At 32.6% G+C, this 16,487-nt stretch carries 16 protein-coding genes; 9 read left to right on the top strand and 7 right to left on the bottom strand.

Annotation, left to right across the window (positions count from 1 at the left end):
• Positions 1-16: 16 nt before the first annotated feature.
• From CLV00_RS12705 to CLV00_RS12715, 3 genes are read right to left on the bottom strand one after another with little or no spacing between them, the layout of a single operon-like run.
• Complete coding sequence (locus tag CLV00_RS12705) at positions 17-409, bottom strand: ACT domain-containing protein (protein ID WP_099715535.1); 393 nt, start codon at positions 407-409, stop codon at positions 17-19.
• A 26-nt stretch (positions 410-435) separates the two neighbouring features.
• Positions 436-1,692: a mechanosensitive ion channel family protein gene (locus tag CLV00_RS12710; RefSeq protein ID WP_099715536.1), complete on the bottom strand. Its 1,257-nt coding sequence runs from the start codon at positions 1,690-1,692 to the stop codon at positions 436-438.
• Positions 1,685-1,963 carry a DUF3817 domain-containing protein gene (locus tag CLV00_RS12715; protein WP_099715537.1) on the bottom strand — a complete coding sequence of 93 codons (279 nt, stop codon included), beginning with the start codon at positions 1,961-1,963 and terminating at the stop codon, positions 1,685-1,687. The genes CLV00_RS12710 and CLV00_RS12715 overlap by 8 nt, the downstream gene beginning before the upstream one ends.
• A gap of 102 nt (positions 1,964-2,065) precedes the next feature.
• Between CLV00_RS12715 and CLV00_RS12720 the strand changes: the two genes are divergently transcribed.
• The 4 genes from CLV00_RS12720 (at position 2,066) to CLV00_RS12735 (ending at position 7,109) form a co-directional block, all read left to right on the top strand.
• Positions 2,066-2,593 carry a DUF6155 family protein gene (locus CLV00_RS12720; RefSeq protein ID WP_099715538.1) on the top strand — a complete coding sequence of 176 codons (528 nt, stop codon included), beginning with the start codon at positions 2,066-2,068 and terminating at the stop codon, positions 2,591-2,593.
• A 106-nt stretch (positions 2,594-2,699) separates the two neighbouring features.
• Entirely contained in the window at positions 2,700-4,244 is a 1,545-nt protein-coding gene (locus tag CLV00_RS12725; protein ID WP_099715539.1) for a DEAD/DEAH box helicase, read from the top strand.
• A gap of 150 nt (positions 4,245-4,394) precedes the next feature.
• Entirely contained in the window at positions 4,395-5,732 is a 1,338-nt protein-coding gene (locus tag CLV00_RS12730; RefSeq protein ID WP_099715540.1) for a DEAD/DEAH box helicase, read from the top strand.
• 96 nt (positions 5,733-5,828) lie between these two features.
• Positions 5,829-7,109, top strand: a complete 1,281-nt coding sequence (locus tag CLV00_RS12735) for an NAD(P)/FAD-dependent oxidoreductase (protein WP_099715541.1) — start codon at positions 5,829-5,831, stop codon at positions 7,107-7,109.
• Positions 7,110-7,122: 13 nt separating this feature from the next.
• On the opposite strand, the gene CLV00_RS12740 is transcribed toward CLV00_RS12735, so the two are convergent.
• Entirely contained in the window at positions 7,123-8,352 is a 1,230-nt protein-coding gene (locus CLV00_RS12740) for a multidrug effflux MFS transporter (protein WP_099716337.1), read from the bottom strand.
• A gap of 121 nt (positions 8,353-8,473) precedes the next feature.
• Positions 8,474-9,193, bottom strand: coding sequence for a sulfite exporter TauE/SafE family protein (locus CLV00_RS12745; protein WP_099715542.1), 720 nt, complete (start codon positions 9,191-9,193; stop codon positions 8,474-8,476).
• A 106-nt stretch (positions 9,194-9,299) separates the two neighbouring features.
• Between CLV00_RS12745 and CLV00_RS12750 the strand changes: the two genes are divergently transcribed.
• The gene (locus CLV00_RS12750) at positions 9,300-9,719 is read left to right on the top strand and encodes an Lrp/AsnC family transcriptional regulator (protein WP_099715543.1); all 420 of its coding nucleotides are present in this window, start codon (positions 9,300-9,302) and stop codon (positions 9,717-9,719) included.
• Between the two features lie 43 nt (positions 9,720-9,762).
• On the opposite strand, the gene CLV00_RS12755 is transcribed toward CLV00_RS12750, so the two are convergent.
• Positions 9,763-10,500: an NUDIX domain-containing protein gene (locus tag CLV00_RS12755; protein WP_099715544.1), complete on the bottom strand. Its 738-nt coding sequence runs from the start codon at positions 10,498-10,500 to the stop codon at positions 9,763-9,765.
• Positions 10,501-10,969: 469 nt separating this feature from the next.
• Between CLV00_RS12755 and CLV00_RS12760 the strand changes: the two genes are divergently transcribed.
• Genes CLV00_RS12760 through fucP form a run of 4 tightly spaced genes read left to right on the top strand, consistent with a single transcriptional unit; the run spans position 10,970 to position 15,603 of the window.
• Positions 10,970-12,352 (top strand): carbohydrate porin, encoded by a 1,383-nt coding sequence (locus tag CLV00_RS12760; RefSeq protein WP_099716338.1) that lies wholly within the window; start codon positions 10,970-10,972, stop codon positions 12,350-12,352.
• Between the two features lie 29 nt (positions 12,353-12,381).
• Positions 12,382-13,236, top strand: a complete 855-nt coding sequence (locus CLV00_RS12765; RefSeq protein ID WP_099715545.1) for a sugar phosphate isomerase/epimerase — start codon at positions 12,382-12,384, stop codon at positions 13,234-13,236.
• A 52-nt stretch (positions 13,237-13,288) separates the two neighbouring features.
• Positions 13,289-14,227 carry a carbohydrate kinase gene (locus CLV00_RS12770; protein ID WP_099716339.1) on the top strand — a complete coding sequence of 313 codons (939 nt, stop codon included), beginning with the start codon at positions 13,289-13,291 and terminating at the stop codon, positions 14,225-14,227.
• 20 nt (positions 14,228-14,247) lie between these two features.
• Entirely contained in the window at positions 14,248-15,603 is a 1,356-nt protein-coding gene (fucP, locus tag CLV00_RS12775; protein ID WP_099715546.1) for an L-fucose:H+ symporter permease, read from the top strand.
• A 269-nt stretch (positions 15,604-15,872) separates the two neighbouring features.
• On the opposite strand, the gene CLV00_RS12780 is transcribed toward fucP, so the two are convergent.
• The gene (locus tag CLV00_RS12780) at positions 15,873-16,379 is read right to left on the bottom strand and encodes a DUF2911 domain-containing protein (RefSeq protein ID WP_099715547.1); all 507 of its coding nucleotides are present in this window, start codon (positions 16,377-16,379) and stop codon (positions 15,873-15,875) included.
• Between the last annotated feature and the right edge of the window lie 108 nt (positions 16,380-16,487).

Genomic DNA, 16,487 nt, shown 5'->3' on the forward strand with positions numbered 1-16,487 from the left:
TTTGATATTTTCGCTTTTAATTTGAAAATCGATTAAGGATTTCCATTGTTTTATCAGTGTCTTTTTTATCTACAAAAATATGGTCGTGATAAAAAGCGGCTACCACATTACAACTTATTCCTTCCTGCGAAAGAGCATTAGAAAAAGCTGCGGTTAATCCAACAGCTTCCAGTGAAGAATGAACTGTTAAAGTAACCCAAGAAGCAATAAAAGAATATTCTAATTTTAGACTATCGGCAAATTCCTTCTTGATCACTATGGTAGTACCTTCCTGCTCTTTGAATGTCATAATGATATCGTTAAGATTTAGATTTGCCAAATCATGAACCACACAAAAAACATATTCTCCTAAAATATGTTCCGGTTTCATTGTTTTAAGCAACTTCTCTAAGTCTTTTTCTCCGCTCATTTTAATGTAGAATGCATTTAATTTTTTTATACTTTGAAATCATTTTCGGATACCGTTTCAAAAATTTCCAAATCAAAATATTTTACAGAAGCAATAATATGATCAAATATATCCGACATGATGTACTCGTAATTTTCAAATCGCTTGTCATGTGAAAAGGCATAAACCTCGAGAGGAACTCCGTGTGAAGTAGATTGTAATTGACGACAAAGCATCAACATATCCTTATTTAATCCCGGATAATTGAATAAATATTCTGTAATATATTTTCTAAACAAACCTAAATTAGTCAAATTTCGTCCGTTAATCGCAATTGATTTATCAATTTTATGGCTAGAATTATATTCGTCTATTTCTAATTTTCGAGTGTCAATATAATCTGATATAAGATGTATTTTCTTCAGGTCACTCAATTCTGCTTCTTCCAAAAATCGGATGCTGCTCGTTTTAATAAGAATGTGTCTTTTGATACGTCTTCCATCTGAATTCAGCATTCCGCGCCAGTTTTGAAACGAATCGGAGCTTAAACTGTATGTAGGAATTGTGGTGGTTGTATTGTCAAAATTTCGAACTTTCACTGTTGCTAAATTGATTTCAATTACATCTCCATCGGCACCAAATTTATCCATCGTAATCCAGTCGCCAATTCGAACCATATCATTTATAGATACTTGAACGCTGGATACAAAACCTAAAATTGTATCTCTGAAAATCAAAATTATAACCGCAGAAACAGCTCCCAAAATGGTTAAAAGCTCTTTTTGATCAATATCAAATAATTTGGAAATAATCACTGTAATCCCAACAGCCCAAAGAACAATCATGATTACTTGAATAAAACTGTCAATAGGTTTATCGCTGTATCTTGGTTTTAGCTTTAAATAATCTCGTAATGCATTGAAAATAGTTCGGATAATCCATAAAACAAGCAATACAATATAAATCCCAACAAGTTTTCCAAAAACGCCTTCCCAATATTCATAGCGTTCCAGAATGATTGGAACCGATTTATAAATAAACAACAGCGGAATTAAATGTGCGATGTATTTAGCCGTTTTATTAGATACTAATAAATCATCAAATTTGGTTTTAGTTTTCTGGGCGATTACCGCCATAATCGTTACCAAAATAAGACGAAAGACTACATAAATAGCATATGCCAATACGCAAAGTATAGCAATATTTATAAACAGACTCAGGTAAGAAGCAAAACTGCTGCCTAATCCCCATTTTCTGAATATAGGATATAGAAAATTGAATATTTTTTCTATTAATTTATACATTTTTCAAGTATTTTCTTTCTATGTAAAAAGTCCCAAAAGGAGGAATTGACGCAATACAAATGATAAAATACTTTTTTAAATCCCACTTTTCACTAAACTTTAAAATTGTTGCCAAAATAATGTAGGCAGTAAATAATACGCCGTGAGCCATTCCAATGTGTTTGACATAAATAGGGTCATTAAAAATGTATTTCATTGGCATAGCAAAGAAAAATAACAATAAGGCAGATATACCTTCTACTATTGCTGTAACCTTAAAAATCTTAAGCATTTATTTTATTTTAAGTGATAATTGACAAAATTAAGTATTATCATTGATTTTCGATGCATTCCTTCCTAAAGTAAATTACTTTTGTATTCTTAAACTTTGATAATGAGCAAACGCGATTTAAAAAAATATTTAGCCGAACTTAATAAGGAGCAACTCGAAGAACAAATTATTGAATTGTACGAGAAATTCAGCCCCGTAAAAGTCTATTATAATTTTGTTTTTAATCCAAAGGAAGAAACGCTTTTGCAGGAATGCAAGCTCAAAATTTCGAATGAATATTACCCTTTAAAAAAGGCAGGAAGACGCAGTAAACCAAAACTGAGGCGTTCCGTTGCCCAAAAATACATCAAGCATTTTACACTTTTGGGTGTAGATCCATTCATAATTGCAGATGTAATGCTCTATAACATCGAAATTGCACAAACATTCTCCTCTGAACACATCGTAAAGCAAGACTTATTTTTTAAAAGTATGTTCAATTCTTTTGAGCAAGCCGTTATTTTCTTGATTGCAAATGGAATACTCAATGATTTCAAAACAAGAATAATAGGAATTCATACGGAAACAATAGAACAAAAGTGGTTCAACGAACCGGAGTTTAATGCTATAATAGAGCGATTTGAATATTGAGCGGTTGTATAATTCAATTTTATTTAATCAATCCTGTTTTTTTTAATTAAAATTGACAATTAAACTGTTTTTTAGGTGTATTTTTGCAAAAATCCAACAATAAGCAATGTCCCAAAACACTTTAGAAATAGAAATCGAAGACAAAAAAGAACTTTATGCGTATCAACAAGGCGATATTGATGCCATATTTGAACGCATAGATAATGCACCTCCACAACACCATTTGTTATATCAACTGCCTACTGGTGGTGGGAAAACTGTGGTTTTTTCAGAAATAGTACGCCGTTATTTATCACAACACGATAAAAAAGTAGTTGTTTTAACACACCGAATTGAGTTGTGTAAGCAAACTTCAAAAATGTTGAAGGGTTTTGATGTAAAAAACAAAATCATCAACAGTAAAGTAAAAGAACTTCCGGACCAAAACGATTATTCTTGTTTTGTGGCCATGGTCGAAACTTTGAAAAACCGTATCAATGACGAAAAATTACATTTAGATAATGTAGGATTGGTAATCATCGATGAGGCGCATTATAATTCCTTCAGAAAATTATTAAGCTCTTTCAAAAATGCATTCATATTAGGCGTTACCGCAACACCTTTAAGTTCGAATATTAAATTACCAATGCATGAAAGCTATGATGAATTAATCGTAGGGGACACCATTAGTTCTTTGATTGCAAATGGATTTTTGGCCAAAGCAGTCACGTATAGTTATGATGTCGGTTTGACTTCTTTAAAAGTCGGTATCAATGGGGATTACACCGTTAAATCATCTGATGATTTATATACCAATATGGCGATGCAGGAAAAATTATTGCATGCCTATACCGAGAAATCTTTAGGCAAGAAAACCTTAATTTTCAATAATGGAATCAATACATCATTATATGTGTATGAAACATTTAGAGAAGCCGGTTATGCGATTCGTCACTTAGACAACACCAGTAATAACGAGGAAAGAAAAGATATTTTACATTGGTTTAAGCATACGCCGGATGCAATTTTAACATCGGTTGGGATTCTTACCACCGGTTTTGATGAACCTACTGTAGAAACCATTATTCTGAACAGAGCGACAAAATCATTGACCTTATATTACCAAATGATTGGTCGTGGTTCCAGAAAACTTCCTAATAAAGATACTTTTAGCGTTATCGATTTAGGTAATAATGCAGCACGATTTGGCTTGTGGAGTGAGCCGGTAAACTGGCAACACATCTTTAAATCACCGGAGTTTTATTTAGAGAATTTACGTGATGATACAGAAATCGAATTGTATTTTAAATACAGTATGCCGCCTGATGTACGCGCTAAATTCAGTAAAACCGAAGTCGTAACTTTTGATGTCGATGAAGAACACAAACTCATCATCAAACAAAATTTACGTTCCAAAGAAGTACTGGAAAAATCATTGGAACAGCACGCTGCCATGTGTGTTGATAATTCTGAAACCCTGCAGGAAGCAAAAGCATTAGGAAAACTGTTAGATGATGATATCGATTGCCGCATCAAGCGCTATTCAAAATGTTTGAGTCAGTGCAGTAAAAATTACCGCGAGTGGCTTGTTGACGATTACAAATTGAAACTGGTATTGTTAACCGGGAAAAAATATCGTGAGAAAATCATGAACGAACCGGATGAAGATTAATATTTATTTTTCAAGGAGCTAATCCCGCTGTACACTATATCTGTTGTGGTCTCTTAAAAAAACGAGACCACAACAGGATGCCGTTTCCATCGGGGCTAAAAATTACGTTTACAAAACAACTATTTTTTATAAAATATAAAATCCAAAAAAATGCCAAAACAATTCTCTGATTTAGGAATTTCAGCACCCATATTAAAAGCGATTACCGAATTGAAAATTGTTGTACCAACAGAAATTCAGCAAAAAACAATTCCGTTACTTTTATCAAATACTACGGATTTGGTTGGACTTGCTAAAACAGGCACAGGTAAAACGGCAGCTTTTGGATTGCCTATTTTACAATTAATAGATACTAATTTACCTGTTGTACAAGCTGTTGTTTTGGTTCCAACACGTGAATTAGGCCACCAGATTTTTAGAAACTTAGAAGATTTTGCTAAATATTTACCTCAAGTTTCTATTGCAGCAACTTGTGGAGGAATTCCAATCAAACCACAAATCGAAAGACTTACAACACCTACACATATTGTTGTGGCAACTCCGGGAAGATTAATTGATTTGATTCAGCGCAAAGCAATAAACTTAAAAGAAACCAAATTCCTTGTGCTCGATGAAGCCGATGAAATGGTAACTATTCTAAAAGAAAGTTTAGATGAAATTGTAGCGGAATTACCTAAAACTCACAATACTTTTTTATTCTCGGCAACCATGCCAGGAGCCATTAAGCAATTAATTCAGAACTATTTAAATAAAAATGTGGTGCAAGTTAGTGCCAACATGGAAACAATAGGAAATCAAGGAATTGACCATGAATACATTGTGGTGGATCCTATTGAAAAACTGGATGTTTTAATGCATTTCTTGAATTCTAAAGAAGGAGAACGCGGAATTATCTTTTGCAAAACGAAAGCTGCAGTCAACAAATTAGCTAAAAACTTAGCCATCAACCGATTTTCTTCGGGCGCATTGCACGGAAGTTTATCACAAGGAATTCGAGACAGAATCATGGAGCAATTCCGTGAAGGACATATCAATATATTGGTAGCGACGGATTTAGCGGCAAGAGGAATTGACGTAAAAGAAATCTCTTATGTAGTTAATTATCATTTGCCGGATGTTTACGAAGCATATGTACATCGTAGCGGAAGAACGGCAAGAGCAGGAGCAAAGGGGCTTTCTTTGACGGTTTTACAACCGGAAGAAGTAGTGGAAATTGCTGATTTCGAAAAAGAATTAGGAATTAAATTTACTCAATTCAAGAAACCAACTGTTGCCAGCATTGAAGAAAATAACACGTTATTATGGGCGAAGCAAATTTTCAAGACAAAACCCAATCATGATGTCGCTCCAGAATTAAAAGAAAAAATAAAAACGGTTTTTCATCATTTGACTAAAGATGAATTAATTGAAAAATTGTTGGCAAATTACATCCTTCAAAACAAGAATGAACCTTTAGAAAAACCCGTTAAAAGACTAAAAAAGAACTAAACATTTAAAGTTTTTTTAATATTTAATATTTTATCAGCATCCATAAATAACGTATATTTATGGATGCTTTTTTAATTTTAGACTATAAAATACAATATGGAAATTATAATAATAGGAGGAGGATTTGCAGGATTAAATCTTGCTAAAGAACTAGTAAATGAAAAAGGAGTCAATGTAACACTCGTTGACAAAAACAATTATAATTTCTTTCCGCCACTAATTTATCAGGTTGCTACCGCTTTTTTAGAACCTTCAAGTATCAGTTACCCTTTTCGAAAATTTTTCTCGGGTAAAAAAAATCTACAATTCCGTCTGGGAAATTTATTAAAAGTTAATCCTTCAGAAAATAAAATCATTCTCAATAATGGCGAATTAACATACGATTACTTAGTTTTTGCCACTGGTGCCGAAACGAGTTATTTTGGAATGGAAAACGTAAAGAAAAATGCCATTCCAATGAAAACACTGAATGATGCCATTGTGATGCGTAATACATTATTGAAAAATTTAGAAAAAGCAGCCATTTGCAAAGACATTCGCGAACGCAGAAAATTGTTAACTATTGTAGTTGCCGGTGGAGGTCCAACAGGTGTTGAAGTTTCGGGAATGTTTGCTGAAATGCGTAAAAATATTTTGCTGAAAGAATATCCGGAATTAAGTACTACGGCAAGTAATATTTATCTGGTTGATGGCGCCAATGCTGTGTTATCTCCAATGAGTAAAGCTTCACAGGAAGATACACTGGAAGCGCTGACAAAATTAGGTGTCGTGGTAAAATTGAATACAACTGTGGTTGATTATATTGATGACACAGTATATTTTGGAAACGGTGAAACAATTCAAACCAAAAATTTAATATGGGCAGCAGGAGTTTCGGCTAAAGTTTTCGAAGGAATTCCTGCAGAAAGTTATGGTCGCGGAAAAAGAATGGCTACAGATACTTTTAATAAAGTCAACGGCACGGAAAATATCTATGCAATAGGCGATACTTGTATTCAACTAACAGATGAAGCTTTTCCTAATGGTCATCCGCAAGTGGCACAAGTTGCTATTCAGCAAGGAATAAATTTGGCTGATAACTTTAAATTAATGAGCCAAAAAAAGCCATTAAAACCCTTTAAATATAATGATAAAGGATCTATGGCTATTATTGGTAAAAATAAGGCTGTGGTTGATTTACCAAAACCAAAAATGCATTTCAAAGGATTTTTTGCCTGGATAATTTGGTTATTTATTCACCTGATTTCATTGATAACGTATCGCAACAGAGTGAAAACATTCTTCAATTGGATGATTGCTTATTTTGCTAAAGATCAATCGTTACGTATGATTATCAGACCCGATAAAAAAATAAAAACGGAGCCAAAACAACAATAAATCAAATCTATAATTAATGAACTATTGCAACTCCTTCATCGTGAGAAGTTGTAATAGTTTTTTTTATGTTTCGTTTTCCGAAAATTAAAATAATCAAAGCCAGAATTGTTGAAACAGCCATAATCATAACCATTGGCAACATTGAATTTTTAACAAAAACTCCCACTGCAAAAGAAGCTAATGCTCCTAATCCTAACTGAATAGCCCCCATTAATGCCGAAGCACTTCCTGCATTTCTTGAAAAAGGAGCAAGGGTAAGTCCCGCAGTATTCGGATTTGAAATCCCTAAACACGCTAAGAACAAAAATAACATCGCAATAGTTTCATATAAACCCAAAAGATCATTCATTGCCAAAATAAGAAATGAAATACTAATGAAAGATTGCGTGATTAATGCGCCATAAATCATTTGTTCACTCGTAAATTTTCGTAACAAGAATGAATTCAGCTGGCTGGCACCGATGAAACTTAATGACATAAAAGCAAATATCCAACCATACGTTTTTCCGTCAACTTTAAAAATGTCCATAAATAAAATAGGGGAGGCCGCTACATATGTAAACAATCCTGAGAAAGCGATAGCACCCGTAAACGCGTAGGTGTAAAACTGTGGTTCCTTTACAATACTGATGAAATTTGAAATAATTGGTTTTGGTTTTAATGAAATTGAAGTGTCTGGCTTAAACGTATTTGGCAACCCAATTTGAGCTGCTAAAAGAATCAAAATTCCCATACACATCAATATAAAAAAGACAGTATGCCAGCCATAATCTTCTGTTATATAACCTCCAACTGTAGGCGCTAACATTGGCGAAAGCCCAACCACTAACATTAGTAAAGAAAATACTTTAGGAATATCTTTCACAGGAAATAAATCACGAACCATAGAAACAGATGCTACAGTCGCTGCACAGCTGCCAATAGCCTGAATAAAACGCAAACCTATGAAAGTATCAATATCGGTTACAAAAACACAACCTAAAGAAGCTAAAATGTAAACTAAGAGTCCTATAAAAAGTGGTTTTTTTCGTCCAAAACGGTCTAATAATGGTCCGTAAAGCAATTGTCCAGCAGAAATTCCAATGAAATAACTGGAAAGAGTCATGGAAACATTAGCAACAGAAGTATTCAAATCTTTAGCAATTCCTGCAAAACCAGGCAAATACATGTCTATTGAAAATGGACCAAGTGCTGTCAGTGAACCTAAAATTAGAATTAATTTTAAATATTTTGCATTTGTCATTACGGTATCAGTCATGGAATCTTTTTTAATTTTTGCAAAGGTAAATATTTAAAAGGCGAATCAAATGTTAGATCCAATAAATTTAAACTGTTGCAAAAACGAATTGCATGAAATGAAGCAATTAATTTTTAATCAATAACATAATTCCGGACAGAAAAAGAAGTCCAAGCATAATCCTCTTTAAAAAAAGCTCATTTAATTTTAAGTATACTTTTTTACCCAATATCAAAGCCAGTATAAAAAAAGGCAAAACATACAATGAGTTGTACAATTGATTTACGGTTAAAATCCCTTCGAAAGCAAGGACAGGAATTCGCATGAATGTTATCAAACCCAAAACACCAAACATAGTGGCACGTAAAGTCTTCACATCTGAGGTTTCGTTTTTTATAATTACTAAATACAAAGGTCCGCCAGTTGAAAAAACACCCGAAAAGAAACCACCTAAAAAGCCAAAAAAATATTTCATTTTTGAGATTAATTGTATCTCCTTATTTGCTTTTAAACTATTTAAAACAAACAGAATTATAAATACACCCAATGCTTTTTTTAGAATTACAGGCTGGCCGTATGCTAATACTATAATTCCTATCAGTAGTCCAAAAAATGACGATAAAGCTAATTTTTTAAGAAGAGGCTTGTCTATATAATTCCATTCTTTGTACACATGAATAGGTGTAGAAATAAAATAGAATATAGATAAATACCCAATTGCATCCGGTAGTGGCATTACAAATAGTAAAAACGGTAATGCAATTAAAGCACCCGCAAATCCGGTAATAGTTTGAACAAAAAAGCCAGTAAAAATTCCAATAGTAAGCAGCAATAACATCATATCCATAGTGCAAAATTAGAATAACACCCAGTTAAACTAAAATTTAATCCACGGATTTAATATCATTATTCCATAATATAAATGTAATTTAGCCTATATTAAAACTTTATTTATGGTAGATACACTTGATTTAAAAATAATAGAAAGTCTTAAAGTTAATTCGAGAACTTCATTTGTAGAAATTGGCAAACAAATAGGACTTTCGCCATCATCAGTTAGAGAACGGGTTCAAAAACTAGAAGATACTGAAGTTATAAAAGGTTATAATGTTCAACTCGATAATAAAAAACTGGGCTTTGGTTTAGAAGTTTTTATTATGTTCAAATTATTTAGTGGAAAGCTTAAAATATTTTGTGATGATTTGAACCAGTTTCCTGAAATATATGAAGTTTATAGAATTACCGGAACACATAATATTTTCATGAAAGTTGTTTTAGTTGACCAATTGCATCTGCAACAATTTATCGACAGACTTTTGGTTTATGGAGAACCAACAACACATTTAATTTTATCAGATTTGAAAGATTCATAGTTTCACCTAACTGATTTATTTTCAGACTATTAAAAACAGTAATCTAAATATTAATTAAATACGTTTCTTTATAAATTTTTTGATAAACATCTTTGCTGAACATAAAGAGTTGAGAAGGTCTTTTAGATACACCTACTTGCTTTTCATCCAGCTCAATAATATACTTTTTTGTCAGCAGTTTTCTTCTAAAATTTCTGTTGTCAATTTCGTTTCCTAATATGGATTCATAAGTATCCTGCAATTCTTTGAAGGTAAATTTATCAGGTAAAAGCTCAAAAATAATAGGTTTGTACAATGCTTTTTCTTTTAAATCGGCATAGGCTTCATTGATAATATCTTTGTGATCAAATCCTAATTCCGGCAAATCATTAACTGGAAACCATTGCGGATTATGTTTGTTATTTTCTAAATTAACTTCTTGAGTTTTTAATAAAAAATAATAGGCTATAGTTATCGTTCGCTCATTAAAATTTTCATTTTTGGCCCAAATAACATCTTTTTCATTCATCAATCGATTTGGGTCTCCAAAAACCTTAAATTGTTTTTTATAGACATTATCAAGTCCTGTTAACTCCTTCAATACCCTGGTAGCAGTTTCATCTATGGTTTCATCCTCTAATGTATGATATCCCGTAAGAACATAATCATTAACCAATGGCTCGTGATTTTCCTTAGATTCTAAATAGCGTTTTATCAACAATACGTTAAGTGATTTAGTATTGACGTCAAACCCAAAAACGACGCAGTCTACAGATATATTTGGAATTATTTTAGACATCATATGAGAACAAAGAATATAATTAGTTTTTGAAAGACGCAATGTTTTACAACATCTTTTAGTACTACAAAACTAATGATTTATTTGTAATTATATTTTTTTAGTAATATTGTTCATTTTTAAAAATTAAACGTCACTATTACGTTATATGTTATTTATAACAAATTAATTCATATTTATTAAAAAAGTACATAATCAAGCTTATATTTGCCAATTTTAGATATTTATTTAGTTTTTTTTATTGCAAATTAAAAAAATATAATACATTTGAAAAATAATATTCAAAATGACGCTTATTATTTAAAAACCATAAAACTATTCATAAATCTAAATTTTATACCATAAATCAATTCGCGTATTGAATATTTTAGAAGCATTAAATAACAAAATTTCAATACCTATACGTGCCATTTTTACAAACTTAAAACTGCCAAAAAACTTATTCAAGCCATTTTTTTTAATAAACACTTACATGCAAAAAATACTTTTTACTTTCTTATTTTCAATCCTATTTATACCAATTTATTCACAGGTAGTGATCACTAATTCGAATTTTTCATTAGGAACAACGGGTCGAATCGGAGTTGGGCTTTCGCCAAATGGAGAAGGAAATATGTGGAAACCGTTGAATCTTTCCGGTCAAGGTTCATTAGGAGGTCGAATGGAGCAAAGCGACTATATCGATATATTGCCAGCCATACATTTTACTCCAAAAATTGACGGTAAAGACAGCACAAACGTAACTTTTCAAATGCGTTTAGGAATGTACTCAGCTAATGGACAATTTGTAGGGAATGTAAGTTCCCGTTCCAATAATGGTTTGACTTTTATCCTTCCCGAAGCGTATATTGAAGCCCGAAATATCATGGGAAGCAAATGGTCGGCTTGGGCTGGGTCTCGTTTTCGTCGTTATGATGACATTCACATCAGTGATTATTTTTATTTTGATGATCACTCTGCGCAAGGTTTTGGCGTAAGCCATAAAAATACGGAACTGACGATGTTGATGCCCGCTTCTGCTGATTCAACAAATGTGTATCCTTATAATTATGAAGTTACCGTTGCAGGTGCGACAAATCCTGCCATTCGCCAACGCATGGTTTGGATAGGAGAGCACAGTTTTCATTTGAAAAATGATAATGTCATCAAACTTTTGGGTGAGTTTCATTATGTTTCTGCCAATTCAAAAAATGCTTCTAAAAATTATCCGTCCGATAAAGGTTGGGTTGCAGGAATTAAATACAACAAACCGTTAAAAACCGCTTTACCAGGTTCATTCAATCAACTTTCTGTACGATATGGTTCCGGAATTGCAAATGGAGGAGATAATGGAAACACTTTTACTTGGGCAACTTACGGAGCACCAGATTCTGAAGGAAAATATACGAATGCCTATTCTTTCACCATGGTAGAACATTTTTTGCTAAACCTTTCGCAAAAATTCAGCATCAATGGATATGGCGTTTTTACCAAAAGTAAAGGTGGTTCTGCCAGCACGAATACGGACGAGTATTTCAACGGAAATCAATTATACAATCAAAAAACTGATTTCGTAGTTGGCTTCAGAAGCTTCTATTATGTATCGAAATGGTTACACTTAATTGAAGAAGTACATTATGCCGTTCGAAAAGATGGCGATAATCCAGAAGCTAATATGTGGAAATTTTCTTTTGCTCCCACCATTGTGCCATTAGGAAAAAAAGATCCTTGGAGTCGTCCTCACATTCGTCTTGTTTGCACGCTGGCGCACTACAACGATTACGCTCGCAATAATAACTATTCTCCGTTTTTACAAGTAAACCAAAAGCGTTGGGGCTCTTTTATTGGAGTAAAAACAGAATGGTGGTTGTTTTAAAATAGAAATAAATCTAAAATTATATAAATATGCCAATTTTTGGAACAACAATTTTATCATTTATCCCTGGATGGAGTGCCGAAGGAGGTCGTTTTGCAATAGAAAAAACCGCAGAATATGGTTTTGATATGCTTGAAATTATTTTACCCGCTTCATTGGATTTCGATGCTAAAAAAACAAAAAAATCACTTGACGAAAACCGCATTTCAGGTCGTTGTACATTGAATTTACCCGCAAACTGTCACATTCCTTTATATCCGGAACAAGCAACCTCGATTATAAAATCAGCTCTTGACAAAGTAGCTGAAATGGATGGTGATTTCTTAGGAGGTGTTTTGCATTCCGCTATTGGAACATTTACTGGGAATCCTTGTACCAAAGAAGAAAGGATAATCATTCAGCAAGTATTTACTGAAGTTGCTGATTATGCTAACAAAAGCAATATCACTATTGCTCCCGAACCCATTAATCGGTATGAAAGTTATGTTTTTACTGCTGCTGATGAAGTGCTGGATATGATTGAATCCATTGGAACAACTAATATAGGATTACATCTGGATACGTTTCACATGAATATTGAAGAACGAAATTTCTACGATCCTATTATTCGTGCAGGAAACAGGTTAAAACATGTGCATATAACAGAAAGTGATCGTGGTATGACTGGTGAAGGCAACGTGCATTGGGATGATTTTTTTAAAGCTTTGGCTGCTATTAACTATCAAGGCCCACTTGTTCTGGAGAATTTTTCTTCACAAATCACAGCATTAGTTGGCCCAACTTCCTTGTGGAGACCTTCAAAATACAACTCGGAAGATCTTGCTAAAGGCAGCCTCGTTTTCATGAGGGAAATGGTCAATAAATGGTATACGAATCAAAAATAATTAAACCTAAAAAAGTAATTATTCAATGCTTTTTTACAAAAAATCACAACAAATGAAAAAGAAATTAAACGGTGTTTGTTTTGGAGAAATCCTTTTTGATGTTTTTCTGGAGCATAAAAAAATTGGTGGAGCTCCGCTAAATGTGGCTTCAAGATTAAATTCGCTAGGAGGGGAGGTTTCCGTTATCAGTGGAGTAGGGAACGATTTAAACGGAAAAGAATTAATAACATATTTGAATGTTTCGGGAATTAACACCGATGCAGTTCAAGTAAAAGATAATTATCCAACGGGTTTAGTCAACGTTATTTTGAATGAAAAAGGAAATGCTTCGTATGATATTAATTATCCTTCGGCATGGGACAAAATTGAAACTTCAAATGAGAATATTTCCATTGTTGAAAAAGCAGACTTTTTTGTTTATGGAAGTTTGTCCTCTAGAGATTCAGTTTCCAGAAATACATTGGAACAACTTTTAGCTGTTGCAAAATATAAAATATTTGATGTCAATTTAAGAGTTCCGCATTATACCAAGAAAAATGTTTTGGATTTATTGCATGCTGCTGATTTCATAAAGTTTAATGATGATGAGTTAAATGAAATTTGCGAGGATTTAAATTCAAATAAAAAGTCATTAGAACAAAATATTAAATTCATTGCAAAGGAAACCAATACTGATACGGTTTGTGTCACTTTAGGATCACATGGAGCAGTTTTGTATTGTAATGACACCTTTTATCATAACTGTGGTTTCAAAGTAAATGTAGTTGATACTGTGGGTTCTGGAGATTCATTTTTAGCGTCGTTAATCATAATGTTAATGAATGGAGAAGATCCTCAATACGCTATTAATTTCGCTAGTGCTGTTGGCGCAATTGTCGCTCAAAACGAAGGAGCAAACCCAGTAATTTCTCAATCGGAAATAGATGATTTTTTATGTGGCTTTGAACAAACAGAATCCAAAACCAATGAATCCGCTGCGATTCTTAATTAACAAATTAAACCAACTAAACAATGAACCAATTCAAAAAAATCCCTGTAGTCAGTAAAGAATTTGTCTTTCAATTTATAATAATAACAATACTGTTTGCGCTGTGGGGAATTGCCAATGATTTAACAACTCCGATGGTTTCTACTTTCAAAAAAGTGATGCCTGAACTTTCGAATACGCAAGCCTCATTAGTACAATTTGCTTTTTATTTTGGCTATTTCTTTATGGCATTACCGGCGGCATTATTCATTAGAAAATACAGCTATAAATCAGGAATAATATTGGGACTTTTATTATACGCAACTGGCGCTTTTCTGTTTTATCCCGCGGCACATTACCAAAGTTATACTTTTTTCCTGGTTTCATTATGGGTAATTACTTGTGGTTTAGCGTTTCTTGAAACCACTTCAAATCCTTTGATTTTATTCCTTGGAAATAAAGAAACTGCAACACAACGTTTGAATTTAGCGCAGGCATTTAACCCAATTGGAGCAATAACCGGACTGGTCATGGCGCAGTTTTTAGTCATCAAAGAAATAAAATCAGATGATTATTCGCAAGAAGCCTACAAAGTATTAACATCAAGTGAATTAGCGAGTATTCGAGAAAATGATTTAGATGTAATTAGCATTCCATACATTGGATTAGGAATTTTTGTCTTGGTAATTTTGATCATTATTATTTTGACAAAAATGCCTAAAACGGCACAAGAAGATAAAATGTCTGTATCAGAATCATTCAAAAAGTTATTTGCTAATAAAAATTATAAACATGGGGTTGTTGCACAGGCTTTTTATGTAGGTGCACAAATTATGTGTTGGACCTTTATTTTTCAATACGTAGACAACATCAATAAAACATTCGGATTAGAATTAACAGCTACATATTACAACATAGCGGCCATGATTTTATTTTTATTAGGCAGATGGATTGGAACTGGTTTGATGAAAACCATAAATCCATCAAAAATATTAATGGTTTTTGGTATTGGAGGCGTGATTTGTGCAACCGGAGCAATTGTTTTACAAGGAATGCCTGGATTAATTTCGCTGGTTTGTATTTCTATTTTCATGTCGATTATGTTTCCAACAATTTATGGAATTGCACTAAAAGATATGGGAGACGAAGCAAAAATTGGGTCTGCAGGTTTAGTTATGGCTATCGTTGGTGGCGCATTAATGCCGGTTATGCAAGGAAGTATTTTGGATTTAGGTGGTTCAGGCTTTGCTGATATTAAATTATTTGGCTTTATTCCTGAAGTGAATTTTTCTTTTATTTTACCTTTAATTTGTTTGGCTGTTGTTGCGTATTATGGATATAGTACGTTGAAAGCATCTAAGAAAATTAAAGTTTTAGATGTTGCAGATGCAATAGTTTAGCTTTATTAAAAGAACCTAACAATATTAAAAGAACCGAATAATAATAATTTATTGTTCGGTTCTTTCATATCAATAAACAACTCATCAATGATAATAGCGTCAAATGCGTTTAAATTACTGAGAAAGCTGTAATATTCTATTGTAATAAAATGCACTATAATTTATATTATGTAAAATAGAATTTATTATTAACTATTATTAGTTAGATATTCAACCAAATAAAAACAGCATCACCTATTGATGATGCTGTTTTAAAATTTAAAAAAAACTTATTTTACAGAAACCGGAATATCCCAATTATCCCAACTCAAAGTAATAGTATTTTTATCAATTGTATACGCTAATTTTTCAGCTTTAGATTTTGCAACTTTTTGCTTAACAGCAACTCTTAGTTGATCTTCTTTTTCTTTGTATTTATAAGCTCCCCATTGTTTCGCTTCTTTATTGAAAATTATGATACATTCCTTGTCATTTGGTAAAACAAAAAAAGAATATTTCCCTGCAGGTAATTTTGATCCTTCAACAGTAATTTCTTTGTCGGTTTCAAAAGTTGTTGCATCATTTGCTCCGGCACGCCAAACTTGATTAAACGGAACCAATTTACCCCAAATTTCTCTTGCTCTGACTGATGGACTACCATAATTAATTGTAATTGTAGCGCCATTAATTTTTCCAGTAACCACTTCTTTTGTGCTGGTTGGTTTTTCTTGAGCATTTAAAGAATTAATAATCAAAAATGCAATAAGCAAATGGTGAATTTTTTTAAGTAATCTCATGATATAAAATGATTTAGTTTTGCTTATAAAAATAAAATAACTTCATTTAATTTAGCATAATTCCCCTTAATTTTAAGAAAATATTATGAAGTTTATAAATTAGTTGTT

Source organism: Flavobacterium sp. 11, assembly GCF_002754315.1.
Taxonomy (GTDB): Bacteria; Bacteroidota; Bacteroidia; order Flavobacteriales; family Flavobacteriaceae; genus Flavobacterium; species Flavobacterium algoritolerans.